General features: G+C 67.5%; 16 protein-coding genes. 2 read left to right on the top strand and 14 right to left on the bottom strand.

All coding sequences use genetic code 11. From position 1 onward, the window contains the following. Positions 1 to 144: 144 nt before the first annotated feature. The 7 genes from DQW50_RS07340 to DQW50_RS07310 form a co-directional block, all read right to left on the bottom strand. On the bottom strand, positions 145 to 432 hold the full coding sequence (locus DQW50_RS07340; protein ID WP_112078646.1) for a hypothetical protein: 288 nt from the start codon (positions 430 to 432) through the stop codon (positions 145 to 147). Continuing rightward, complete coding sequence (gene pglZ, locus DQW50_RS07335; RefSeq protein ID WP_112078645.1) at positions 429 to 2,579, bottom strand: BREX-5 system phosphatase PglZ; 2,151 nt, start codon at positions 2,577 to 2,579, stop codon at positions 429 to 431. Before pglZ ends, DQW50_RS07340 begins: the two co-directional genes overlap by 4 nt. A gap of 2 nt (positions 2,580 to 2,581) precedes the next feature. Then, a complete protein-coding gene (locus DQW50_RS07330) occupies positions 2,582 to 2,944 on the bottom strand; it encodes a hypothetical protein (RefSeq protein ID WP_112078644.1) in 363 nt (120 codons plus the stop codon). 74 nt (positions 2,945 to 3,018) lie between these two features. Beyond that, complete coding sequence (locus tag DQW50_RS07325; RefSeq protein ID WP_112078643.1) at positions 3,019 to 6,852, bottom strand: hypothetical protein; 3,834 nt, start codon at positions 6,850 to 6,852, stop codon at positions 3,019 to 3,021. Continuing rightward, entirely contained in the window at positions 6,849 to 7,433 is a 585-nt protein-coding gene (locus DQW50_RS07320; protein WP_112078642.1) for a BREX protein BrxB domain-containing protein, read from the bottom strand. The genes DQW50_RS07325 and DQW50_RS07320 overlap by 4 nt, the downstream gene beginning before the upstream one ends. Further along, positions 7,430 to 11,185, bottom strand: a complete 3,756-nt coding sequence (locus tag DQW50_RS07315; RefSeq protein WP_112078641.1) for a hypothetical protein — start codon at positions 11,183 to 11,185, stop codon at positions 7,430 to 7,432. Before DQW50_RS07315 ends, DQW50_RS07320 begins: the two co-directional genes overlap by 4 nt. Further along, on the bottom strand, positions 11,185 to 12,021 hold the full coding sequence (locus DQW50_RS07310) for a BrxA family protein (RefSeq protein WP_112078640.1): 837 nt from the start codon (positions 12,019 to 12,021) through the stop codon (positions 11,185 to 11,187). The genes DQW50_RS07315 and DQW50_RS07310 overlap by 1 nt, the downstream gene beginning before the upstream one ends. Positions 12,022 to 12,235: 214 nt before the next feature. Between DQW50_RS07310 and DQW50_RS07305 the strand changes: the two genes are divergently transcribed. Then, the gene (locus DQW50_RS07305) at positions 12,236 to 13,504 is read left to right on the top strand and encodes an acyl-CoA dehydrogenase family protein (protein WP_112078639.1); all 1,269 of its coding nucleotides are present in this window, start codon (positions 12,236 to 12,238) and stop codon (positions 13,502 to 13,504) included. A 113-nt stretch (positions 13,505 to 13,617) separates the two neighbouring features. Here the strand turns inward: DQW50_RS07305 and DQW50_RS07300 are convergent, their stop codons facing one another. The 4 genes from DQW50_RS07300 to DQW50_RS07285 all read right to left on the bottom strand — a co-directional run bounded on the left by DQW50_RS07300 (position 13,618) and on the right by DQW50_RS07285 (position 19,203). Next, positions 13,618 to 14,988 carry a geranylgeranyl reductase family protein gene (locus tag DQW50_RS07300; protein WP_112078638.1) on the bottom strand — a complete coding sequence of 457 codons (1,371 nt, stop codon included), beginning with the start codon at positions 14,986 to 14,988 and terminating at the stop codon, positions 13,618 to 13,620. A 111-nt stretch (positions 14,989 to 15,099) separates the two neighbouring features. Further along, positions 15,100 to 16,152 carry an ABC transporter permease gene (locus DQW50_RS07295; protein ID WP_112078637.1) on the bottom strand — a complete coding sequence of 351 codons (1,053 nt, stop codon included), beginning with the start codon at positions 16,150 to 16,152 and terminating at the stop codon, positions 15,100 to 15,102. Then, entirely contained in the window at positions 16,145 to 17,554 is a 1,410-nt protein-coding gene (locus DQW50_RS07290; protein WP_112078636.1) for an ABC transporter permease, read from the bottom strand. Before DQW50_RS07290 ends, DQW50_RS07295 begins: the two co-directional genes overlap by 8 nt. After that, on the bottom strand, positions 17,551 to 19,203 hold the full coding sequence (locus DQW50_RS07285; RefSeq protein ID WP_112078654.1) for an ABC transporter ATP-binding protein: 1,653 nt from the start codon (positions 19,201 to 19,203) through the stop codon (positions 17,551 to 17,553). Before DQW50_RS07285 ends, DQW50_RS07290 begins: the two co-directional genes overlap by 4 nt. A gap of 196 nt (positions 19,204 to 19,399) precedes the next feature. Between DQW50_RS07285 and DQW50_RS07280 the strand changes: the two genes are divergently transcribed. Further along, positions 19,400 to 20,566, top strand: coding sequence for an MFS transporter (locus DQW50_RS07280; protein ID WP_112078635.1), 1,167 nt, complete (start codon positions 19,400 to 19,402; stop codon positions 20,564 to 20,566). A 6-nt stretch (positions 20,567 to 20,572) separates the two neighbouring features. On the opposite strand, the gene DQW50_RS07275 is transcribed toward DQW50_RS07280, so the two are convergent. From DQW50_RS07275 to DQW50_RS07265, 3 genes are all read right to left on the bottom strand, one after another. Then, positions 20,573 to 21,700, bottom strand: a complete 1,128-nt coding sequence (locus DQW50_RS07275) for a BMP family protein (protein WP_112078634.1) — start codon at positions 21,698 to 21,700, stop codon at positions 20,573 to 20,575. A gap of 68 nt (positions 21,701 to 21,768) precedes the next feature. After that, entirely contained in the window at positions 21,769 to 23,217 is a 1,449-nt protein-coding gene (locus DQW50_RS07270; RefSeq protein ID WP_112078633.1) for a phosphomannomutase, read from the bottom strand. A 51-nt stretch (positions 23,218 to 23,268) separates the two neighbouring features. Beyond that, on the bottom strand, positions 23,269 to 24,006 hold the full coding sequence (locus tag DQW50_RS07265; RefSeq protein ID WP_112078632.1) for a helix-turn-helix domain-containing protein: 738 nt from the start codon (positions 24,004 to 24,006) through the stop codon (positions 23,269 to 23,271). Positions 24,007 to 24,079: the final 73 nt, after the last annotated feature.

The raw sequence follows: 24,079 nt of genomic DNA, 5'->3' as shown, positions 1-24,079 counted from the left end.
TCAGTCGCCCGGAGCGACGCGGAGGGCGACTGACTCCCTCGCGGGCTCCTCGTGCCCCTCCGGGGCACTCGGAGGCGCAGGGCGAGAGCGAAGCTCTCGCTTGAAGCCGGCGCGAAGCGCCGGCGACGCCACCGCGACATCTGATCACGCCGGGAGCACCACACAAAAGTTCTCCACTTCCGGAGCCAGCGAGATGACCTGCGCTTTCCGCCGTAGCTCCCTTCGCCGGCTCCCGATACGCGTCTCGACGTTCCGAATGGAGTCCATGGGCAGCGAATCGACGTCGTCGACGCAGACGGTCTTCACGCCCGCGTCCTCGACGGACGCGCGGACGTAGTCGAGGTCGCCAACGGAGTCGGTCTTGATGACCTCCCCAGGCACGTGGTTGCGGAGGATCCGGTCACCGGAACGGAGCTGAGATTCGGCGCTCATCCTTGGGTGATGGTGACGAAGTTGAGGACGAACTCCTGTGGCAGGATACCGCCGTGGTAGAAGCGGGCGTCGGGGACGCCCTGATTGCGGAACCGCTGGATGGGGTCCGCGAGCGTATTGACGTCGGTGTCCTCGTCGAGATAGCCGAGCTGTGTACGCTCGTCGAGACGGACGCCCGGTGTATTGTCGGGAAGGTTCCGCCCGGCGATCCAACGGTGAGTGACCTTCTCGGCCTCGTCGGGCGGATAGATGTCGTCGATGTCGACCGTCCGGGGAAGGGAGACGAAGCCGTGGTCGGCGAGGATGTACGCGCGGTCCCACTCCCCGTGGTCGAGTTTCTCGGTGATGATGTCGGCGATGGAGTCGATCCGGTCGTCGAAGACGGCCTCGAAGTCGGTGAGTTCCTTCTCGCCGGCGGAGTCGATGTCGTTCCAGTAGTAGGCGACTCGCGTGTTGCCCCACCCCGCGTCGTCGCCGTCCGCTTCCACGATGTAGCTCCAGCCGTCGTTCTCGAGGAGCTCCTTCCTGCGGTGGTAGGAGATCTCGAGGCCGTTCCGCTTCGGGACGAGCGCTCCGCCTTCGAGGCCGATCCCGAAGCTGAATTTGCTCCCCGGCGTGAGTGCGGCTTTCCCGAACTCGGTGGCGGACGGCAGCGTCCCGACCCAGGCATCCTCGCTGACGTCGAGGCGCGGAAGTTCACGGCGGACGGCGTTCGCGAGCTGGTGGGCGAGGTCGAAACGGAGCGCGTCGATGACGAAGAGCGCGACGCTCTGTCCGCTCTGTAAGTGGTCCTGCTCCTCCGAGAAGAACTGGTGGGCGTGCGGTTTCCCGACGAACGGCGCGCCCGAGTCGACCTGGTCGGTGACGAGCTCCCCGAGTTCCGCCAGGTAGTCGAGGTACTGGGACTCCGTGAGCGAGGAGCGGAGGTCGTCGAGCGAGGACGTCGCGGGATGTTCCTCCGGGAGGTCGTCCTCGGGCGTCCCGGAGATGATGAGGTTGAACACGGCGTTGTCGATCTGCCAGGTACCGTCGTCGACGTCGCCGTAGAGCTCGACGACGTCGCTCGTGTCGCTGCGCCCCCCCCAATTATCGATTTCACCGGCGAGTTCGGCGATGTCGATCGCCTGCTCCCAGAGCGTCGTCCACGGTACCTCCCCGTAGGCGTTCTCGAGCGTGTCGTGTCGCCGTCGTGCGCGAACAGCACAGCTCTCGTAGTCGCCCGCGTGGTAGGTCGACAGCCAGGCGTCCCAGAGTTCGTGTTCCAGGGAGGCGTCGACTGGACAGTTCGAGAGCGCCCACGGGTCGTCGTGTTTCCGGAGGACGTCGTGCCAGTAGCGCTGGCTCGGGTCGAGGTAGTGGTCGGCGAGCGCCTCGGCGCGGTCGGTCCTGCTCAGGACGGACTGGAGTTCCGGGCGGGAGACGCCGACGCCGGACTCCGACGACGACCGGTACTCCGCCGGGAGGGTGGAGCGGTCGAGACCGGCCTCGACGAGCCACTCCGCGACGGCGCAACGCCGCGTTCGCCGGACGATCGTCTCCGGGTCCGTCGCGTCCTCGACGGCGTCGATCCCGCCGTCGACGAGGAGGTCGCGGATCTTCAGGAGGTCCGGCGTTTCCGGGAGGCCGTCCGCGTCGTGTTCGAGGACGAACCGGACGGGGTCCTCGTGGCCGTCGAGGACGATCTTCGTCCGGACGCTCCGGAGGTTCGGCAGGCCGCCCTTCCCGTTCAGCTCGCCGTAGAGCGTCTTCGCGACCGTCTCCCGGTCGTCGGCGTCCTCGTAGGTCGTCCGGAGCGAGGTCGCCTGGGGCCGGTCGTTCTCGAAGCACCGCACCGCGAGCGTCCCGACGTGCGCCTCGATCTCCCCGCCTGTGTGCTCGACGTCCCGGAACCAGTCCACCTCGTCGGTCTTCGCCTGGGGGACGTACCAGACGGTCGTCTCTCGTGGCGCGTCCGCGCGTAGCTCCAGCGGCGTCGTCTCCGCTGTGTTGAACGCGTACCCCAGGGCGTCGGCTTGCCCTCGCACGACGTCCTCGAGGAAGCCGCCCTCGTCCCACCAGAGGACCGTGGGCTCGTCGTCAACGGCGTCGTCGACGGCGGTCCGGATCGCCTCCCGCGTACACTCCGGGATGGTCTTCGTCGCGGGCATCGCTACAGCACCGTGTCCTCGACGGTCTTCGGGACGATCTCGGCCTCGGCGAACGGCGTGACGTTGATCGCGACGTCGTGTGACCGGTTGGGCCGGTAGCCGGCGGTCGTGATCTCGGAGAGGGCGCGGTCGGCCCGGTCGTTCCGAATCCCCTTTGTGAAGTCCTCGCAAGCGTCCGCTATCTCCCAGGCGAGTTCTTCGTCCTCGTCGACGTCTCCGGGCTCGTCTTCGGGGTCATGCTGGCGGAGCCGGTAGGTGACGTTCGCTTCCGCGCGCTCCCGCAGGTCTTCGACGACGTCCTCGAGATGCTCGCGTTCCGCCTTGTCGAGTTGGGCCGTCCGTCGTGAGAGAGGGTGCTCCGCCATGATCCGGTATGCTCGAGTCGAATCACAGCAGGGTCATTAATGGTGCCGGTCGGAGGAGTCGAGCGACGAACTGCTCACACCGACGTCTCGATGACGACGATGCTCCCGTCCTCCAGGCCGTCGAGCGTCTCCCGGACGCCCCGGACGCGCTCGAGGAGCGTCCCGGCCTCGGCGAGGAGTTCCTCGACACGCGCCTCGTCCGGTCGCTCCTCGGCCTCGAGGGCAGTGGTAACCTCGTCGGTGACGTCGGCGTTCGGGAGCTCGACTCGGAGTTCGTTGCCCCGCTCCTGTAGCGTCTTCCAGCGGTCGTCGTCCGGACGGGCCTGCCTCGGATCCTCGGCTGCCGCCAGTAGCCGATCCACCTCCCTCGGTTCCGGCGGGACGGCCGCGCCGAGCGTCACCGCGATCGCGTCGGTCGTGGGCGAGTCCGGATGTTCCTCCTGTAGGCGGTCGTGAGTAGCACACAGCGACGCCCAGCGCGACCCACCCGCACCTTCGGTGAAGAGTTCCCGACACGTCTCGTACGTCTCGAGGTCCCCCACGAGGGCGTCGTCGGCCAGGTCGGATTCGGTGATGACTTCGCCGCTCCGGACCGCGGTGAGGACGTCGTCGAGCGCGTCGAAGGCGACGCCCTCGAACTCGGTCGCCCCCCGTTCGAGCACGTCGTGGACCTGTTCGTCGTTCTCCCGGAGCCGATCGGTGAGCCGCTCGCGGATCTCCACCGGACGCTCGCTGGCCGGCGTTTCGCCGGTTACCCGACGGTACTGCTCGGTGAGGTGATCGACGCGTCTCCCGCGTGCGTCCTCGATGCGGGCTTCGACCGTGTCGACGCTCGGGACCGTCGAGGCCGACGCGGTCTTCCGCATCCGGGCGGCGACCGTCTCGTCGATGCCCAGGGACTCCAGTTCGTCGAGGGCCGTCTCGAACCGCTCCCAGAGCGACTCCTCGTCGGGTGCGGGAACGAACAGCTCCCAGGCGACCCTGAACGTCTCCGCGTCACTGAGCACGGCGTCCAGATCGGTCCCCGACCGCACCGTCGACGTCGAGAGCGTCTCTCCCTGGAGCGCCGGTCGGAGGACGGCCTCGAGCGCGTCGAGGTCGACGCCGAACTCGCGTTCGACCGCGGAGACGGTGCGCTTGACGTCCATGCTGTTCCCAGCCGCCCAGTCGCCGAGTTCCGCCATCCACTCGTCCGGTCCCGAACCCGCCACCGAGGAGCCGACGACGGTACCTGCGAGCGTCCGCACCTTCTTCGGGTCGGTGATGTCGACGTCGAAGCGAACCTGGAGCGACGTCAGCCCGCCCTTCGTTCGGACGGCACGACCGATCGCTGCCGGGTCCGTCACGTATTGGATGTCTCGTTTCAGCGCGATGTCCTCGTTCGAGGTCGCGAGCGTGATGAGCAGCGCCGCGATCGACTCCCGCGGCGTTCCTCGGTAGTCGCCGTTGGCCGTCCGTGTTTGTCGGAGGACCGTCTCCGCGTCGACCGCCTTCCGTGACTCGTACCGGTCGACGAACGCCGCAGCCCACCCCTCCTCCGTGAAACCGGCTTCGGCCGTGTCGACGCCGAGAAGGGTCGCGTCGACGTCCGTCAGCGGCCACGACCCGTCTCCGCGGAAGAACGACGCCATCGCTTTCGCGTCGTCGACCTCGACGAGCGGCCGCGACAGGACACGCCGGTGGTCCCCGAAGACGGACGTGAGCGTCCCGCGAACGGCGTCTTCGAGTGCAGCCTCGCGCGTGCCGACCTGCTCGTGAACGTCGTGGACGCGCGCGTCCTCGATGATCTGAGCGATGGCCGCTTCGAGGCGTCGCTTGTTCGTCCGATGCTCGCGCTGTAGGTCCTCGTGTGTCTCCGTCTCCGCTCCGAGCACCTGTTCCATCCCGATGACGTTCCGGATCCGATCCAGGACGCCATCCGGAACCTCGATGGCGCACAGGAGGTGCTCGCCGCCGCTCAGCCCGTCGTTGACCTCCTGCCAAATGTCGATTTGCTCGGCGAGCTCCTCCGGACCCGTCGCGAGTACCCGCACACGGAGCGCATCGTGCTCACGGTTCGGTGCGCGAGAGACGGTATCGAGGATCGAGTACTCGTAGCGGAGGGGGACGAGACGCTCGTCGCCGACGTCGACCTCGTGTCGCGTCTCCTCGCTTCGGAGGAACGAGTCGTGCTCCCGGAGTCGAGCCTCGACCCACGCGGAGAGCTGGTGAGGGGAGACCTGTTCGGCTTTCGTCTGCGCACGGCTCAGGATACCCTCCTGTTCCTCGGAAACGAGCGTGTACTCCTCATCGCCCTCGTCGGTGGTCTCCGTGAGGACGAGGCGTTTGTCCACGAGGGTTTCGAGCGCGTCCGTCGTCTCCCCGACGACGGTGTCGATCGACGCCGTGACGTCACCGACGAGCAGCCGTCCGAGGTTCTCCGGCGTCGCCGGGACGGCGGGAGTCCGGTTCAGGAGGTAGAGTGCCTTCGCGACGCGCACCTCCCGGGCATCCTCGTCGCCGAACGTCGGTATCAGGGTGCTCCCGAGCATGTCCTGCACCCAGATCGGAACGTACGGCGTCTCCTCGACGAGCAGATCGAAGAGGACGTCCCATGTGACGAGTGCCCCCTCCGCTTTGTCCGCCCACCCGAGCTTCGTGAAGAGCGAGCGCACCAACACGAGCAACGCTCGACCCTGGATGTAGTCCCTGTCGGTCTCGCGCCCCTGCGTGACGAGTTCCTGCATCACCGCCCTGAGGAGCGAGAGGTCGTACGACCGGAACGGGTAGGACGCGACGGGATCCGGGTCCACGCTCGCTATCGAGCCGTACGCATCCAGCGTGAGGTCGGGCATCGACGACAGGAGCTCGGAGACGCGATTCCCCCCGGTGGTGCTCTTTTCGAGCCAGCGCTTTCGGACGACGATCTCGGTGTCGGCCCCCTCGAGCGTGACCTGTCGTTGCGTCCAGTGATCGTCGGCCGATTCCCCGATGAGGCTCTCGCGAGTGGCCGGGGGGGAGTACTGTCCCGTCGTGACGACGACGGGGTTCGGTCCGTGCTGGAGGGCGTCCATCGTCTCCTCGAACTCCCGGTATCGCTGCGTGCTGTCACCCACGAACAGTGCGACCTCGTCGAGCCCGAACATGAACTCGGCGCGCGTTCCGCCGGAGCGTCGGTCGAGGGTCTCCGTTGCCGTCTCGACGCGCTCGACCAGCTCCTCGGGGCCGAACGATTCCGGGTCGACGTCGGCGACTGCCTCGTCGATGGACGCCTTCACGTCCGCTTCCGTGTCGAGGTCAGTGTCATCGGTCTCCGGCAGTTCCGGGAGGGCGCTGTAGAGCCACGTTCGCAGGAATGCTTTCTCGGAGCGGACGTCGTCGAACGTTTGCCCCTCGTGTTCGAAGCTCTGCAGCGCTTCCCAGACACCGTCGTACTCCATATCGAGCCGCCACGCCCACTCGAGCAACCAGTTCGGATCCGTCGGATAGCCGAGTTCACGTCCCATCCCTTCGAAGATGAGAAACGGGAGCGGCGGCTCCTTCGAGGCGTCACGGTCGAGGAGATTGAGGAAGACGGGTTCGAGCCGGTCGACGTGCGAGTTCGTCAGTGACTGCTGGAGATCGTTGAACCCTGCCCACTTCTCGGCGAGCTGGTCACCGAGGTCGGCGTCCGGCGAACCGCCGTCGACGACGAGGCCGGTGAGCTTGAGGAGGTGGGTTTTCCCGGAGCCGAAGGTCGCCTCGACGTAGAGGAACCGTGGCTCGGCCTGCGCTTCGACGATGTCCCCGAGCTCCGTGAGAACGCGCTCCGCGCTCTCCGTCTGGTGGAACTCGCGGACGTCCGTCGCGAGATCGTCGCGGCCGCGAACCGTCTGGACCTCCTCGAGGTCTCGGGTCGGGTCATCGCGGAACAGCTCTCCGAGACTCATTGGAGGTCCTCCTCCCGGACCTTTCCGTCGATCTGGTGGGCAGGATAGTAGTGTCTCGAGTCGCCGCCGTAGATGTTCAGTTTCCCGCCGACGAGTTCGCCGGGGAAGGGGATGCCGATGGTGGATTTCACCTTTCGCCGGTCGAGTTCGTCGAGGAGCTCCGAAGCCCGCGAAAACGGATAGAGGCTCCCCAGATGGAGCAGTAACACGATGTGATCTTGACGTTCCGCGTCGTCGTGGTCGAGTTCCGTCTCGAGCATCGTCGAGACGAGCTCCTCAGTGAGTCGGTCCTGAAGCGTCGTTTCTAGCTGCGCCGGTTCGATCGCCTCACCGAGGTCGACCACGAGGCGGTACGCGTCGGTCCGAGCCAGGAGTTCGTCGAGCCAGATCGGCTGGACCGTCGCCCCTTCGGGGAGGGCGGGTGTTTCCTCACCGGCAACCCAGGTTTGGAGGCGCTTTGCGACCCGGCGTTCGAGACGGGGCTGGACGGCCGCGATGACGAACGGGTTTCGGATGCCGTGTCGACCGTTCGCGAACCGAACGAGGGTCTCCTTGAACGCCCGGTATGCGGTGGTCGTCATCGAATCACCACCCCGGTATCGGTCTCCTCGACATCGACTGCTCCCGATCCGACGAGACGCGCGAGCCGTTCGTCGATGGACTGGCGATCGTCCGGAACGACGCCGACCGCGTCTACATCGTCGGGTGAAACGTCTCCGAGAACCGTTTCGAGCGCCTCGAGGCGTCCGCGAAGGTCATCCAGCGGGACGTCGACCGCTTCGTCGAGCGTTTCGAGGGTCCGGATCTCCGCTGTCACTCCCTCGAACTCGGTCTCTTCGTCGTTCAGCAGGGGCCGTATCGCGGTCTCGATCGAGTCGTACCAGTCTTTCACGTTCTGAAGCGGTGTGATGTATGTGCGTTCGAAGCCTCTCCGAGCGCTACCGGGCCGATCCGCTAGCGGACGGATCCAGTCGTTCGATTCGATGTCTTCAGCGAGCGCGTGTAGGTCGTGTCGGTCGGTGTACGCCTCCCACGACCGTTCGAGGTCACTCGTCGCATCTCCCTCGAGCGTCCCGACGAGTCGACTCCACCCGTCCGCGGTCCACCACGCGCCGTCGAACTCGGCGACCCGCTCCCGGCGAGCGTCGATGGTCGTTACAGCGCGCTCCTCGAGCCAGTCGAAGCGGCTGTCGCCGAGCGTCAACTCCGCATCCCAGCGGCCGAGGGTGGATCGTCGGAGCTCCCACGTTTCGACGACGTCGTCGAGCCACTCCCGCTCTCGTTTCGTCTCCTCGATCGCGTCCAGGAGGCCGTCGTCCCGGTCCTTGATGGTTCGTAGCCGTTGATCGGTCGTGTCTCGACGACGTGTGAGCGCTTCGAGGAACGACTCCAAGAGGGACGAAACGGCGTCCGTAGCCACGTTTTCGTGAGCTAACTGTACGTCCTCCCGGAGGTTACTCTGTCGAATACGAAGCCGTTCGTCGGCGCGACGGAGGTTGATGAGCCCGGTCGTGACGGTCTCGGTGGTCCGTTTGAATCCGTGTGTTTCGAGAGCTTCTCCGGGGTCGGCGACCTCGAGCAGTTTGAGGCGGATCGTCGCAGCCGGACCGGTCAGAACCCGCTCGTCAGCGAGCGCATCCCCGTCCTCGTCGAGCGGAAGCAGACGTCCACGGCGACAGAACCCCCACAGGATCGCACGGAGGGCTGGACGGACGTCCGAATAGTAGGGCTTGTTGTCGATGATTTCGTCGAGAACCGTCGAGAGCGCGAGCCCGTCGTCGGTTCCGTTGAGTTGACGACCAGTGTTCACCAGCACGTTGTTCTGGATGGGCTGTCTCCCGGCGTCCTCCGTTCGGTTCGTCGATGGGACCTGGACCGTTCGGGCCCACCCCGGAAGCGGGTCAGCACCCTCCACGTTGGCGAGCTCCTGTAGGCGCTCGTCCGACACCTGGAGCATCATCGGATGGAAATCGTCCGGGTACGTCGCATCCACCGCGGCTTTCACCGCGGTCGAGAGACCGCGAATATCGGTCCGGTCTTTCACGGCGAACGATCCCGACGTCATCGCACTCACGACCTTACGTGTGACCGATCTCGCGCGTTCTTCGAGATCGCGCTCGACGGCGGGTGGCGCGTCACGAGCCTCGACTGCGTCCCGAAGCGCCCACCAGTCGACGAGCTGGGCCCGGAGGTCGTCTAACCCCTCCGTATCGATCTCCCAGTAGAGCGTGTTCTCTCCCATCCGGTCGACGTCCGCGTCGGGGTGGATACCCTGAACCTCGACGTCGATCCCGAGTGCGTTCTCGGCATCCACGCGGGTTTCGAAGTCGAGGGTGTCGACCGTGAATCGATAGGCGACGGGGTACTCGTCGGTCGTTTCGCCGTAGGGGACGGACTCCGGGAGCGAAAGGTCCGTTGTGAGATCAGCCCAGAGGTGTTCGTCGAGCGCCTCGAGGACGGCGTCCCAGTCCGGATTCGCTTCCTTCGTTTCGGTCTCGTCGTAGATGAGGCGCTCTTCCTGTGTCGCGAACCGATAGCGTGGGCCCGTTTCGTCGTCCGTCGGGCGGATATACTTCTCCATTCGGTCGAGGGATTCCTCGACGCGATTGGCGGTGGTGATCTGGGCCCGGCCGTCGAGGTCGGACATGACGGCGACCGCGAGGTTGTTCTCGTTCATCGGCACGATGTCGTGGACGTTCTGGAGGAGGAGGACGGCCTTCGCGACACGCAGGTCGAACTCGTCTAGCGAGCCGTCATCGACGTCGTCGGCGATTCCGTGGAGTCGATCCGGATCCACGGCGCCGGGTGCGGTCTTCGACCCCTCGACTACGCGAACGTCCTTCGGGAGGATCTCCCGTAGCTCCGGACGGATGAGTTCGTAGAAGTCGACGAGCGAGATGACATGGTCCTCCTCGCCCGTTTCGATCCACTCCGTCAACAGGCCGTGCATGAGCGCCAGGATCGCTCTCGCAGTCCCCGAGAAGATGGACTTCGCCGGGTCCGGTGCCTTCTTCCGCAAGTTGAAGAGGATCTCGAGGAACAGCGGTGCGTGGTACGGAAGAAACGGATAGCATTCGACGAGCTCCCCCCCGTCGATCTCGTCGAGTGGCGGCGTCGTATTCTGTTTCGCCTGGTTGTAGACGAGCGAGGTCTGCGGGTCGACCGACGTTGTCTCGAGGATCCGCTCGACGGTGTCGCGTCCGTCTGGCGTTTTCTCGAAGAGGCGGCGCTGAGCGATATCGCCGACGTGACGGCTCGGGAGCTGGTAGCGGTGGGGGAATCGGTCTTTGACGATGCTGAAGTCCGCACCGTGGGCGGCGAACTGTGGCTGAACGTCCTCGATCTTCGCCTGCGCAGTCGCGACGAGCTGGATGTTCCCGTCGCCGATATCATCGACGTTCTCTGCGAGCGTCTGGAGCTCGGTGAGCCGCTCGAAGTTCGTACCGACGAAGAGACTCACTTCGTCGAGCAGGAGCACGAGCTTCACCGGTTTGTCGCGTTCCCTTTCCCGTTCCCTCCGAAGCCTCTCTAGGCGAGCGACGGCCGTCTCCGGGTCGATATCGGATGGCTGGAGGTCCGAATAGCCGTCCCGACTTCCGACGACGTTCTCGAAAAGCTCCGGCAGTACGACGTCCGAGAGGGCCTGATACTGTTGAACTGCCCGCCAGAGGCCGTCGTCCTCGCTCCGCTGTTCCCAGGCGTACGTCGAATCTTCCGGAGTGACCGCATCGACGACTGACTTCGCCCGTCGTTGACGGTCCGGCCACGGCGCTTCGTCCTTGTACCAGTACTCGAAGTACGCGACGGCTATTTGCGGCGACAGTCCCTCCGAGAACGCGTCATCGACACCGGTGAGGAGTGGGTTCCGATGAGCGTGCCGGAGGACGATCTCGCTGAAACTCCGCTGTTTTTGCCCTTGGTACTTCAGTAAGTTCATGGAGATCGGAACGACGTGGTACTCGTCGTGAACGGCCTCCCATCGTTCTCGAAGCGCATCGAGTTCCGCGTTAGCACCGCCAGTCGGAGTGAGTTCGCTCCATACGGTCTCCCGCCGCCCCGCTACCCACGCGGTATCCATGAGGCCGTCGAGAACGGTCAGGAGGTGGCTCTTTCCGCTTCCATAGTAGCCGTAGAGCCAGTAGTTGGATCCGGTTCGCATGTCGTCGGCACGCCCGAGCGTGCGGTTGACGAAATCGGTGAGAAACCGTGCCGAATCCTCCGTCACGTGATAGGACTGGATCGCCCGAAACCGGTGGTCGTCTTCGGCGCTGTCGATCCGGACGGACTCCTCGAATCCCTCCGGGAGATCGTTGAACCAATCGCGCCTCGACATTAGACGTCACCTCCGGTCACCCAGTCGTACGTCGTCCCCTCCGGGCGGAGCTGGAGGTCACCGTGGAGTTCGACGAACGTCCACGCGTCCGTCCGAACGGCGCGATCGAAGAACTCGTTCCAGCGACCTTCGGGCTGAAAAAGGTACAGGAGGCCTCTCGGGGAGTCCACCCATCCGTCGCTGCCGACCTCATACGAGTATCCCAGTGAGACGAGGAGCGGGATAATACCCGTAGCGGGTGGCGATCCCACGACGTCCTGCCGTCCTCCGAGCACGTCGATCTCCCGCATCACCGAGCGAAACCCGTCACACCATCGGCGAGTCGTCGAGTCCGCGTAGTCGAAGGTGGATCCGTCCGTGTATTCCAACGAACGGAGGATATCCGTGAGCGTCTCATCCGAGAGATCCAGTGGCTCGTGGTTACTGCTCTGGAGGCGAGACGCGTACTCGTGGATGGCGTACCGGACCAGGGCGTCGTCCTCGACGAGATAGAGGTAGAGGACCTGTGCTTTGTCGCGCGTTGTCGCACATTCCTCCAGGACGGCGGGGAGATCTCGCGGGTTCGGGAGGCTCGTCGGGGCGTTCTTCAGTCGGGACGTCAGGACCCGGAAGATCGCCTGCGAACTGCTCCGGGTGCTCCGGTTCGAGAGCCGCTCGTCGAACCAGACCCGCTTTACGTCGTTCCAGTTGCCGTGCTCCCGGTAGAGTCGCGCGAGTTCCTCGGCACGCTCGACGAGGAGTCCACAGCGGGTCAGATCCGCGTTCACCTCCCCGGGTGAGAGCTGACGAGAGAGCGAAGAAACCCACGAACACCCGCCGTCAGATGAGATATCCATATCGCGGTGTACTGGATCGGGTCACTTTACTGTTCACGAAGGAGTCGATGTCGGCCACGGGTTCTCCCCCGTCGCGGTCGCCCCGATCCGGGACCGAACCCCGAACCGCCCACTCCCGTCGTCGATCACGCCGCGACGTGTCGAAACGATAAACTCGATCCGAATTCCTCGACGTTTGCGAACGGCTATCACACACACGGCGAAACGGTCGGGCATGGAGTTCCAGCTAACGGACGAACAGAAGCAACTCCGCGAGGAGGTCCGGCGGTTCGCGGACGACGAGATCCGGCCGGTCGCGACCGAGTACGACGTCGCGGAGGAGTACCCCCACGAGGTGATGGAGAAGGCTGGCGACATGGGGCTACTCGCACCGCACGTCCCGGTCGAGTACGGCGGGGTCGGCTACTCCTCGCTGGAGAACGCGATCCTCACCGAGGAGCTGTTCGCGGCCGACCCCGGCATCGGCCTCTGCGTCTCCAGCGCCGGCTTCGGCGCCGAGGCGCTGATGCGGTTCGGCACCGAGGCCCAGAAGGAGCGCGTGCTCCCGGAGGTGACCGCGGGCGACGCGGTGATGGGATCGGCCATCTCGGAGCCGCAGGCGGGGTCGGACGTGACCTCGGTCGCGACACGCGCGGAGAAACGCGAGGCGCGGAGCGACGGCACCGCGGAGAAACGCGAGGCGCGGAGCGACGGCACCGCGGAGAAACGCGAGGCGCAGGGTGCCTCGGAGCGGAACGGCAGCACTGCGGAGAAGGACGGCGACGAGTGGGTGATCAACGGCTCGAAGATGTGGATCACCAACGGCACCGTCGCCGACTACTTCGTCGTCGTCTGCGAGACCGACCCCGAGATAGCGGACCGTTACTCCGGCTACTCGCAGATCCTCGTCGAGGGCGACCGCGACGGGCTCACCCGCGACAAGATCACCGGGAAGCTCGGTATCCGCGCGAGCGACACCGCCGAACTCCGGTTCGACGACGTCAGGGTACCGGAGGAGAACCTGATCGGCCAGCGCGGGATGGGGTTCCTCCAGCTCATGCAGTTCTTCGACGAAACGCGCACCGCGGTCGCCGCGCAGGGCGTCGGGATCGCCCGCGGCGCGGCCGAGCGCGCGCTGGCGTACGCCGAGGAGCGCGAGCAGTTCGGCCGCCCGATCAGCGACTTCCAGGCGATCAAACACAAGCTCGCGGAGATGCACACGAACACCGAGGCTGCCCGGTGGCTCACCTACCGCTCGGCGTGGGCGGTCGACAACGAGTCCGGCGACCTGACCGCGCTCGCGTCGATGGCCAAGGAGTTCGCCTCGCGGGTCGCCGTCGACGTCGCCGACGAGGCGGTCCAGGTCCACGGCGGCGCCGGCTTCGTCAACGACCACGACGTCGAGCGACTCTACCGCGACGCGAAGATCACCCAGATCTACGAGGGGACCACGGAGATCCAGAAGAACATCATCTCCCGGGAACTGCTCGACGAAGGGATCTGAGCCGCCCCTTCCCGTCGACGCCTCCCGGCGTGTCTCCCTTGATCCCGGTCCCGACGTCCCGCCGGTCCCGACGTCCTGTCGGTCTCGCCGAGCCGGTCCACGTCCCGCCGGACTCAGTACTTCGGCTCCGCGCCGGTCGTCTCGTAGATCCGGTCCATGATCGCGTCGCGCTCGCGCGTCCAGTTGGCCATCGCGGCGGGGCTCGTCGGATACGACTCGTAGTGAGAGAGCAGTTCGTCCGCCAGCGACTTGGTCTGATAGAAGTTCCGGATGGTCCCCCAGTAGCCGAAGCTCTTGACCGCGGCCTTCAGCTTCAGGCCGAACGACATCGACGTCGACCCCTCGTACAGCGCCTCCGCGAGCTTCTCGCCCGGAAGCGACGCGAGAAGCCCCATCAGGTCGTCGACGTCGATGGCGGTCGAGAGGACGTTGTACACGTCGAGGCCGGCGTACCGCCCGCCGAAGTGGTCCATCACGCGCGTGTTGTACCGCCAGAGGTTCTCCTCGCTCACGTCGCCGTCGGAGACGGCCTTGACCGCCTGCTCGCCCGCGTACTTCCCGGCGTAGGCCGCGCCGGCGATCCCCCCGCCGGTCGTCGGGTTCACGTGCCCGGCCGCGTCGCCGACGGCCATGTAGCCGGGCGCGACCGCCGAGTCGTACGGTCGCCGCGTCGGCAGCGCGGCCCCGAGCTTGTCGCGCACCTCCGCGCCCTCGAACTCCGGCCGGTCCCGGAGGTCGCGTTTCAGCGCCTCGACCAGCTTCATCGGCTCCTCGTTCATCTGGAAGCCGAGCCCGGCGTTGATCTCCGTCGCCGTCCGGGGGAAGTACCAGAGGTAGCCCGCGGCCCGCTCGGTCGGCTTGAACACGAGCGCGTCGTCCCAGTCGACGGGCTCCGGCACCTCGACGATCTCGCGGTAGGCCGAACAGAACTGCGAGTACCTGACGTTCGTATCGAAGGTGGTCCCCTCGAAGTCGGCCTTGTCCTGAAGCAGGGAGAGCGAGCCCGCGCCGTCGATGACGAGGTCGGCCTCGTAGGTCGCCCGGTCGCCGTGGCGTCTCGCGTCGATCCCGGTCACCCGGCCGTCCTCGGCCTGGCGGACGTCGTTGACGACGGTGTCGTAGTGAAAGTCGACGCCCGCGTCGGCCGACGCGCCGATGATCCGCCGACCGTACTCCCAGCGGTCGATGACGGCCAGCTCGCCGGGAACGGGGATATCGAGGACGGTGTCCTCTTTCGGGATCTCGAAGCGCCCGTGGTCGACGCCGGTGTTCGTGAACGCCGGCTCCAGCCGATCCTTCGGTATGGCCTCCGGGAACTCGTCGGCTCCCTTCAGGGCGTCACCGCAGGCGATGTGGCCAGCCTCCTCCTCGTCCTTCCGCTCGAGGACGACGACGTCGAGCCCCTCGTTCGCGATCGTCGTGGCAGCGTAACAGCCGGCGGTGCCCGCGCCAACCACGACGACGTCGTACTCGTCGATGCTCATTACCGTGTCGTGTCCCGCCGCCGGCAAAACTCTTTGTTCCCGTTTCGGTTGCGGCGGCGGCGACGGAATCGCTGACGGCGACCGGACTGCGGCCGACTCCGCGGCCTCGCGCTACTCTTCGGTCTCGTAGTGGTCCCCGGCGGCCGCGGGGAGCCGGGTCCGCCCGACCAGCGCGAGGACGACGATCACGACCACGTACGGGATCGTCTGGACCAGCGTGTCGGGGACCGCGTAGCCGAGCTGTTGGAGCCGGATCTGGGTCGCGTCGAGCCCCGCGAACAGCACGCCGGCCCCCAGCGTCCCGAGCGGGTTGTAGTTGCCGAACAGGTACGCCACGATGGCGATGAACCCCTTCCCCTGGACCATCGTCTCGCCGGAGCCGACGAACTGGCCGATCGAGAGCGCGAGCGCCGACCCTCCCACGCCGGAGAGGACGCCCGACAGCAACACCCCGGCGTACCGGACCCGCGAGACCGAGACGCCGACCGTGTCGAGCGCCTTCGGGTTCTCGCCGGACGCCTCGAGGTGTTTCCCGAAGGCGGTGTGGTTCAGTGCCCACCACGACGCCAGCGTCGCGACGGCGACCATGACGGCGGAGTACCGCCACCCCACGCTCGCGCCGAGGTTCGGCGTGTTGACGCCGCCGAAGAAGACGGTCGACATGAACGGCGCGAGCCCCAGGGCGATGAGCCACACCGCCAGCCCGGCGATGATCTGGTCCGCCTTGAATTCGATACAGACGACGCCGAAGACGCCAGCGAGAACCGTCGAGGCGGCGATCCCGGAGAGGAAGCCGATCCAGATCGCAGGGATCCCGAGGACCGCGTTCCCGATCCCGACGACCGACGCGATGTAGACGGACATGAACGCCGAGATGATCAACAGCCCCTCCAGGCCGATGTTGATCACGCCGCTCTTCTCGGCGAAGATCCCGCCGAGCCCGGCGAGGACGATCGGCGCTGCGAGCCGCGACGTCGACGCGGCCGTGCTCGTCGAGAAGACGATGCCCGCGAGGTCGCCGGCGACCGAGCCCGGAAACAGCAGGCCGAGCACTCCCAGCAGGCCGAGGATCCCGCCGACGCCGACGACGAGCGAGCGCACGTAGTCGTCGTCGATCAGGTCGTCGAGGACCGGGACGGTGACGTCCGCGAGCGGGTTACGCATCGGTCTCACCTCCCCCGATCCCGACAGCGTCGCCTCCGACGTCGTCTCCCCCGATCCCGACAGCGTCGTCTCCCCCGTTCCCGACAGCGTCGTCTCCCCCGTTCCCGACAGCGTCGCCTCCGCCCCCGGAACCGTCGTCGGGTTCGGCCGCTTCCGGCCCTCCTGGCCCGTCCGAGCCGAGTCCGACGTACCGTCCGGCCATCCGGAAGAACTCCGGCATGGCCACGAAGAGGATGATCAGCCCGCGCAGCACCCCGACGAGCTCGGTCGGCACGTCGGTCCGGAACCCGATCTCGAGTGCGCCGCCCTTCAGGAGGCCGAACAGGAACGCGGCCGGGAGCACGCCGAGCGGGTTGTTCCCCGCCAGGATCGAGACCGTGATCCCGTCGAAACCCAGGTCGGGGACCGACTCTATCCACCGCCCCTCGGACATCAGCACCCACACCGCGCCGCCGACGCCGCCGAGCGCGCCCGAGAGCGTCATCGCGCGCACGGTCGTCAGCTTCGCGTTCACGCCGCCGTACTCCGCGGCCGCCGCCTGAACCCCGCTCGTGCGCAGGTCGTAGCCGAACGTCGTGTGTTCGAGGAGGTAGTAGAGCCCGCCGATGAACCCGACGCCGACGAGCAGCGCGAGCAGTGCGAAGTCGCTGGAGGCCGGGAACAGCCAGGGCCGGAACTGCGCGTGGTCGGGGACGTACCGCGTCGCGACGACGGAGGAGCCCTCCGCGCGGAACACCTCCAACACCAGCACGTACGCGACGTTCGCGGCGACGAAGTTGAGCATGATCGTGGTGATGACCTCGTTGGCGTCGGTGTACGCCTTCAACGCGCCGGGGATCGCGCCCCAGAGGCCGCCGCCGACCGCCCCGGCGAGGGTGCCGACGGCGACGAGGGCGACGCCGGCGATCGGTCCTGCCGGGAGCAACGGGGCGAGCGCGAGCACCGTCAACGCGGTCGCGAGCGCGCCGACGACGAGCTGTCCCTGCGTCCCGATGTTGAAGAGCCCGGCGCGGAACGCCACCGCGACCGAGAGCCCGGTGAATATCAGGAGCGTCGTCTCCGAGAGGGTGAGCCCGAACGAGAGGTTGAACGGCGTCCACGCCGGGTTGAATACGGCGGGCTCGCCGACCGCGAACGGGTACCCGAGCGCGCCGTTGAACAACACGACGTACACCTGGACGGGGTCATAACAGAACCCGAGGCCGGTCACGGGCATCGTCCAGGCAGCGGTGCTACACTGCGCGACCCGTCCCGAGACGAGCACGATGACGAAGCCGACGCCGATCGACAACAGGATCGCGGCGATGCTGATGAGGACCCGCTCGGCCACGGTGCGGTCGACGAAGGGTTCGAGCACGCGGCGGACGGTCGACGGGAGTCGTCCGCCGTCACCTTCGCTCACGCGTCCACCCCCTCGTCCGCTGTGGTCTCACGGTCAGATCCGGTTCCGCGGGTCCCGTCCGTGTCGTCGGAACTGCCCTCGCCGAGGCCGTCGCCGACCGCGTCGTGGATCGCCGCCCCCGAGACGCCCTCGCCGTCGAGCGTCTCCCCGGCCATCAGCAGGCCGATCTCCTCTTCGGTCACCGTCGCCGGATCGACGACGCCGGAGAACTCGCCCTCGTGGATCACGGCGAGCCGGTCCGAGAGCCCCTGGACCTCGTCGAGCTTCGAGGAGATGAGGAGTACCGCCTTCCCCTCGGCACGCAACTCGAGCAGGCGGTCGTGGAGGAACTCCGTTGAGCCGATGTCGACGCCGCGGGTCGGGTGGGTCGCGACGACGAGGGTCGGGTCGCGCTCGAACTCGCGGCCGACGATGAACTTCTGCTGGTTCCCCCCCGAGAAGGACTCCGCGCTCGCGTCGGGGTTCGGCGGCCGCACGTCGTACGCCTCGATCACCGACTCGGCGTGGTCCGCGGACGCCTCCCAGTCGATCCGACCGCCCGAGGCGAACGGCGGGTCGTGCTGGCTCCCGAGGATCCCGTTCTGGATGAGGTCGTAGGACATCACCAGCCCCCGTTCGTGGCGGTCCTCCGGGACGAACGCCATCCCGCGGTCGATGTGCTCGCGGCGGCTCGCGCCGGCCATCGACTCGCCGAGGTAGACGATCGACCCCGACGACGGCTCGCGCATCCCCGTGACCGCCTCGGCGAGCTGGAGCTGGCCGTTGCCGTCGACGCCCGCGATCCCGAGCACTTCGCCCTCACGGAGCTCGAAGGAGACCCCCGAGACGGCCTCGACGCCGCGGTCGTCCTCGACGTGGAGGTCGGTCACCTCGAGCACGCGATCGCCGGGCTCCCGGGGCGTCGTCGCCGGCTCCATCAACACCTCGCGGCCGACCATCATCCTCGCGAGGTCCTCGCGGGTCACGTCGGCCGACGCGACGGTGCCGACGTTGACGCCGTCGCGCAGGACGGTGATCTCGTCGGCGGCCGAGAGCGCCTCGCCGAGCTTGTGCGAGATGAAGATTATCGTCTTCCCCTGGTCGGTCAGCTCCTCGAAGACGTCGTACAGCTCCTCGACCTCCTGGGGCGTGAGCACCGCGGTCGGCTCGTCCATGATGAGGACGTCCGCGCCGCGGTACAGCGCCTTCAGGATCTCGACGCGCTGTTGGACCCCCACGGAGGCGTCCGCGATCCGGGCGTCGGGGTCGACGTCGAAGCCGTAACGCTCGCTCAACTCGACCACCGCCTCGCGGGCGGCCGCCTCGTCGACGCGGAGCCCGCCCCACGTCCGCGGCTCGTTGCCGAGGACGACGTTCTCCCACACCGTCATGGGGTCGACGAGCATGAAGTGCTGGTGGATCATGCCGATCCCGGCGTCGATCGCGTCGCGCGGGGACGCGAACGAACGGGGTTCGCCGTCGACGACGACCGTCCCCTCGGTCGGCTGGTAGAGCCCGTACAACACGTTCATCAGCGTCGTCTTGCCGGCCCCGTTCTCGCCGAGCAGGGCGTGGACGCTTCCTCTGGCTATCTCGAGGTCCACGTCGTCGTTGGCGACGACCCCGGGGAACCGCTTCGTGATACCGTCAAGGTGGACCGCCGGGTTCATTCGTCCGTATCTCCGTGTGCGGGGCAAAAAGACCGCGGGTTCGTCGTCGAACCGATCGTCGCGGAACCGACCGCCGCGGAACCGATCGCCGCGGAACCGATCGCCGGTCGTCGTCCTGCCGGCCCCGTTCCCGTACACGTCCGGCCCGGCTCGCCGCCACACGTACGGTTATCCTCCCTGACCCTGTGGAGAGCGCATGGTCTCGCGGTTCTGGCGGATCGTGACCGCCGTGACCGTCTGGCACGTCGCCGCCAGCGTCTGCTACTACACGGTGTACGCCGGGACGCCGCTCTTCCGGGACGCGTTCGACCTGACGGGACTCGAGGTCGGGATCGTGATCGCCGCGTTGACGCTCGGGTACGCCGTCTCGCTGTTGCCGTTCGGTATCGCGACCGACCGGTTCGGGGAGAAACCCACGCTGACCGTCGGGCTCGTCGGCCTCTCGGTCGGCGTCCTCGGGGTTGCGATCGCCCCGACCTACCCGCTGCTTTTGTTCGCCGCCTTCCTCCTCGGGTCGATGTACGGGAGCGCCACGCCGGGGACGAACAAGGCGATCTTCGACCGGATCGAACCCGGGAAACACCACCGCGCGATCGGGATCAAACAGGTCGGCCCGACGGTCGGGAGCGCGGTCGGCGCGCTGTTGGTCACGGGAGCCGCCGGGACGTTCTTCTGGCAGTTCGGGTTCCTCGCCGCCGGGGCGGTCGGGCTCGTGACCGCCGCCGTCTTCTTCCGGGTGTACCGTCGCTCGAGTTCGGGCGAGGCGACCTCGCCCGACTTCCGCGCGCTGTCGTCGAACCGACCGTACCTCGTCCTCCTGCTCGCCGGCGTGTGTCTGGGGTCAGCGTTCTACACGACGACCGGCTACGTCACCCTCTTCGTGGGCGAGTCCGTCGGCACCTCGGTCGCGGTCGCCGGAGTCGTCCTGGCGTCCACGCAGGTCGCGGGGAGCATCGGAAAGGTCGCCGTGGGGACGCTCGCGGACGTCCTTCCCGGTCCGGCACGGGTCAGAACGGGGGGGATCCTCGCCGTCCAGGCGGCGGGCGGCGGCGCCCTCTACTTCCTCGTCCCGGCAGCGGAGACCGCCATCGCTGCCGGCGTCGTCTTCGCCGGTATCGGCGTGCTCGTGCTCGCCTCGACCGGCCTCTACTACTCGTGTCTCTCCACGCTCGTCGAGGAGGAGAAACTGGGGGCCGCCTCCGCTGCCGGTCAGTTGGCGGTCACCGTGAGCGGACTGTTCGCGCCGCCGGCGTTCGGGTACCTCGTCGACGTCAGCGGATACGCGGCCGCCTGGTCCTTCCTTGGCGCCCTCTCTATCGCCGGCGCCGGGTTCGCGTCCCTCGTCGTCGCCGACGTCGTGTGACCGGCCTCAGTCGTCGCCGGTCTCCGTCGGCACGTCGATGTCGCCGGCGATGATCGCGTCGCGGGCGTCGGACACCGCGCTCACGATGTCGTCGGGGACCTCGCCGCCGATCTCGTCGCCGTAGACACACTCGACGCCGTCGGAATCGAGCCCGAGCGCGACCGCCTCGCCGCCTCGGTGGTCGCCGTCGATCACGTTCGAGACGGACTCGTAGACGGCGGTGTCGACGCGTTTCACCATCGACGCGAGGATCACGTCGGAGAACTCCGACTCGGTGATCGACTGGTCGAGGTCGACACCGAAGGCGAACCGCTCCTCCTCCTGGGCAGCCTGGAACACGCCGACGCCGGTCGCGCCCGAGGCGTGGTAGACGATGTCCGTCTCGCCCTGGTACATCGAGAGGGCCGCCTCCTGCCCGCCGGAGGGGTCGGAGTAGCTACCGACGTAGCTCGTGGTGACGTCGATGTCGCTGGAGACGTGCTCCACGCCGGCCTCGTATCCGGCCTGGAACCGACGGATGACCGGGCTGTCGACGCCGCCGACGAACCCGACCTCGGCCGACTCGGGATCCGTCGAACCTGCCCCGGCAGAGAACTCGGTCTGCGTCAGTTGCGCGGCGAGCACGCCCATCAGGAACGATCCCTCGTGCTCGCGAAAGACGTAGCTCGCGACGTTGTCCTCCTCGACGACGGAGTCGACGATCATGAAGTCCTGGTCGGGGAACTCCGGCGCGTTCTCCGCGAGCGCGTCCGTCTGGTTGAACCCGATACACGACACCAGGTCGTAGTCGGGGTCAGTCGAGCTGGCGTACCGTTGCTGGAAGTCGTTGAACTCGCCGGTTCCCTCCGGTTGGGACTCGTCGTACGCGATGCCGAACTCCTCTTCGGCCTGGACGAGCCCCTGCTGGGCTGCGTCGTTGAACGAGTTGTCGCCGAGCCCGCCGTCGGAGTAGACGATACCCACGGTCGCCGGTACGTCGTCGTCGGAACCGTCATCGTCCGAGCCACCGTCGTCGTCCGACCCGTCGTCGCCCGAACCGTCACCGCTCGGTCCGCCGCTACATCCCGCGAGACCGACGAGCCCTGCCGCGCTCGCTGCCTTCAAGAACCGCCGCCGTTCGATGTCGGATGCCATATCACCTACATCCCCGGGCGAACGGGGCATAAACGCGTCGCTCTCTCCCTCACGCGTCGCTCTCTCCCTCACGCGTCGCTCCCGGCGACGGCCGCCTCGACGACCGATCCGACCGACTCGACGAGGTCGTCGACCTCGTCGCTCTCGGCGTACACCCGGACGTAGGGCTCGGTCCCCGAGGGACGCACGAGCGTCCACGACGCGTCGGGGAACTCCAGGCGGACGCCGTGGTCCGTGTTCACCGTAGCCTCCGGGAACACCTCGGGGAGGCGCTCGCGCAGGCGGTCCATCGCCGCTGCCTTCCGGTCGTCGGGACAGTCGACGCTGACCTTGCGGTACGGACGCTCCGTGACCGGTTCGCGGAGCGACTCGAGCCCCTGGGCTGCGACGAGTCGAGCGATCACTGCTGCCGAACAGACGCCGTCGATCCAGCCGCCGAAGGCGACGTGGACGTGTTTCCACGGCTCCGCGGCGAAGACGACCTCGGCGTCGTCCCCGCTCCCCCGGGCCTCCCCCCGCACCGCTGCGATCCCCTCGTGGAGCGCACCCAGCCGGACGCGCTCGACGCGACCTCCGGCTGTGCGGACGCGCTCGTCGATCCGTCCGGAGGCGTTCGGCGTCGTCACGACCACGGGATCGGCTGTGTCGCTCACTGCGACGTATCGCTCGGCGAGGATCGCGAGCACGGTGTCCTCGTGGACGACCTCGCCGTCGGCGTCGACGACGACGATCCGGTCGGCGTCGCCGTCGTGGCCGATCCCGAAGGCGAAGCCCTCGCCCTCGCGGCCGGGCGCGTCGATACCCTCGTTGGCGTCGGCCACGAACGCCCGGAGGTCACGCAGGCTCTCCGGGGTGGGTTTGCTCCCGCGGCCGGGGAAGTGGCCGTCGACGTTCCCGTTGACCGTGACGACCGTCGCGCCGAGCTCGCGGAGGACGGTCGGCGTCGCCGGCCCCGACATCCCGTTGCCGCAGTCGACCGCGATCCGGAGCCCGTCGAGGCCGACCGCCGACTCCTCGGCCCCGACGTCGAACGCCGTCGCGTACTCGCGCACGTCCTCGAGGTATCCGGCGAGCGTGTCGACCCGGTCGGGTTCCGTCCACGCGTCCCACGCCGTAGGCGGTTCCTCGGCCTCGACGCGCGCTTCGATGGCCAGCTCCAGATCGCGGTCGAACTCGACGCCGTCACAGAAGAGCTTGATCCCGTTGTCCGACGGCGGGTTGTGCGAGGCGGTGAGCATGACGCCGTATCGTCCCCGCGAGGCGTGTGCGAGCGCCGGGGTCGGGAGCGTTCCCGCCCGGAGCACCTTCGCGCCGCCGGAAGCGAGTCCGGCCTCGGTCGCGGCCGCGATCGCCGGGCCGCTCACCCGACCGTCGCGGGCGAGGACGACCGCCGGCGGGTCCTCTCCTCCGCGATCCCGGACTTCAGCCGCCACCGCGCGACCGACCGCGAGCGCGAGCTCGGGCGTCACCCGCTCCTCGACCCTGCCGCGCACCCCTGCCGTCCCGAACAGTTCCATGCCGGTCGATCGGCCGCCGGTCGTTAGTACCCGTCGGTCCGTGCTCCCGCGCTATGGGTCCAACAGCTTCGATTCGGCCTTCCGGAGGTGCTCGAGCATCGTCGTCTTCGAGACGCCCAGGTCGTCGGCGAGCTCGCGCGTGGACACCCCGCGGGGCCACTCGTAATACCCCCGTTCGCGGGCGTGTTCGTACACCTCCCGCTGGGTCGTGGTGAGCGTGTCGAGGCGATGCTCGCGGGCGCTCTTTTGCCCGTTCCCCGACGACGACATCGACTCGATGCTCACCTCGGCCCCCGTCGACTCGCGGACCGCGTCGAGCGACTCCCGGATCCCCGAGTGTTCGCCGACGAAACACACCTGCCACTCCTCGCGTCCGTCCTCGATCCGGACCGGGGCGCTGTGGACGAACCCGTTCTCGAGCAGGGTCGGACACATCATGTCGGCCGGGTCGTACTCCACGAAGAACTCGCGCACGACGTTGCCCGGGGCGTCGCGGGCGCGACCGAACCGCTGTTGGAGCTCCATGACGTCCCCCGAGAAGTCGGAGGCCCGGATCGCGTCGAGCAGCGCCTCCACCTCCGCGTTCGTGTCCCCGAACGCGGTGAAGAGCCCGTTCACCGTGTTGGGCGCCTCGCTCCCCGTCTTCGGCGAGTGATATATCGCGTGTGCGAGCACGCCGCCGTCGGTCCGGCTCGTCGCCTCGATGGCCCAGCAGTTCGGATGCCACAGGTCGAGCGTCAGGCGAGTCCCCGACCACCCGTCGGCCTCGTTCGCATCGAGCACAGACATGATACTCTACTTTGGTCACCCGGGGCTAAAGAATCTCCCGACCATGGTAGGGTGGGGAATTTGGGGTCCGGAG

It is taken from the genome of Halorubrum sp. 48-1-W (assembly GCF_003287355.1).
In the GTDB taxonomy this organism is placed as follows: Archaea; Halobacteriota; Halobacteria; order Halobacteriales; family Haloferacaceae; genus Halorubrum.
Note: the sequence above shows the minus strand (reverse complement) of the source record. Positions and strands in the feature narration are given on the sequence as shown.